Raw genomic sequence first — 1863 nt, 5'->3', positions numbered from 1 at the left:
CAATCGAGTAGGAGGGAAAATTAAATAAATTTTCCCGACCTCTCACACCACCGTGCGTACGGTTCCGTACACGGCGGTTCAACCAACTTAACAAGTAACACACCTTTCGGTGTAGTAATCTAACATAGAGACTAATCCAAACTTGGTTAGTCTTTCTTTGTTTATTGCAAAATTCATAACTCTTCGCTGACACACATAAGCGATTCGACTACCTGTGTATGCCGTAATCCAAGCTGTATCCTTATCAACTCCAAGCTTCATCAAATTCTTTATACGATTCTGCGGAGTTTTCCACTGCTTCCAGATACACATACGCAACCTATAGCGAATTCTTGAATCTAGTTCCTTACAGAGCCTTTTCATACTCCCTATCTTGAAATAGTTAATCCAACCTCTTATGAGTTGATTGAGTTTCTCAACTTTACAGCTGTTGCTAACGCCCCAACTACGACAAGTGAGTTCTTTCATTCTTTTCTTGAACTTTGCTACTGATTTTGCATGTGGTTTTGCCTTAAACTGATACGCTCTTGAATCAAAGTAGAAACCAAATCCAAGGTACTTAAGTCCTTGTGGTTTATCTACCTTACTCTTGGTCATGTTGACTTTGAGTCCTAGCTTCTCTTCAATGAATCGTGAAATATTTCTCATGACTCTGTTGGCAGACATTTCACTTCCGACCATTATAATACAGTCATCCGCATATCGTACAAAGTTAAGCCCTCGCTTTTCCATTTCCTTATCAAGTTCATTCAGCATGATGTTTGCCAATAATGGTGAGAGATTCCCCCCTTGTGGTGTCCCCACAATGGAGTCCTCATATTCATCATCAATCATGATTCCGCTGACAAGGTACTTTCTAACGATAGAGATAACATCTCCATCTTTAATAGTTCTGCCTATGATAGTCATAAGCTTGTCATGATTTACTGTGTCAAAGAACTTTTCCAAGTCAATGTCTACAATCCAGTCATTTCCCTCATTCATCATGTCGAGTGCTGTTAAAATTGCTTGTTGTGCACATCTATTCGGTCTGAATCCATAACTATGATCATGGAACTGTTCCTCATAGATTGGTGTTAAAACCTGTGCAATGGCTTGTTGTATGAATCTGTCTGTTACTGTTGGTACTCCCAGGTTTCTGACACCGCCATCAGGCTTTGGTATCTCCACTCTTCGTACTGGCTGAGGTTTATATTTTCTCGTCCTCAACTGTTCCTTGATGATTTCGCCGTTCTTTGCAAGGTATTCTTTGAGTTCTGTGTACTTCATTTCGTCCACTCCCTCTGCACCTTTATTTCGTACGACTTGCAGATATGCTCTGTTGAGGTTATCGCTGGATAATATCTGTTCCATTAGACTACTTGTGTCCATGCGTTCTTTCCTTTCCGTCTCGCTTGATTTGACCACCCTTTTCCCGATTGGTTACGGCAGATGTTGCCATTTCTGCAATACAAGACATACTCAAACTTATTGATTGTTCGCCCCTTTGCTCCATCTCCATTACAGAGACTTCTTCACTACTATGGGCTCGGCTGACTTCTCACAGTTCGTTGTTACTAGGCTAATGGAACCTCTGTGAGACCTCCACGCTTAAGGTGCACGCTCTTTCTCTCCATATATCCGCCACATTTACTCTGCTACTACAAAGGTGATAGTTATTAGATTTCGTTGCTTTGAGCCAACTTATCTCTCGTAGCCTAGCCTTATATGTGATTTCTGTTCGTCGGACCAGAGATTTGCTTACAGCTTCCTTCAGATTCTACCTCACGATAGACACCCTTGCTGTTCAGCTATACACTTCCCACTATCTGGGCATGTTCGGGACTTACACCCGTTAGAGCGCGCCCATGGCGCGCAAACTCA

1 protein-coding gene is annotated in these 1863 nt (G+C 42.0%); it reads right to left on the bottom strand.

Annotated elements, in window-relative coordinates:
• Positions 1-87: 87 nt before the first annotated feature.
• Positions 88-1371: a group II intron reverse transcriptase/maturase gene (gene ltrA, locus GPK88_RS16730; protein WP_148446256.1), complete on the bottom strand. Its 1284-nt coding sequence runs from the start codon at positions 1369-1371 to the stop codon at positions 88-90.
• Positions 1372-1863 lie beyond the last annotated feature (492 nt).

This window comes from Blautia sp. MCC269 (assembly GCF_018785655.1).
GTDB lineage: Bacteria > Bacillota > Clostridia > Lachnospirales > Lachnospiraceae > Blautia_A.
The sequence above is the reverse complement of the archived record's forward strand: the minus strand, read 5'-3'. Positions and strand labels throughout refer to the sequence as shown.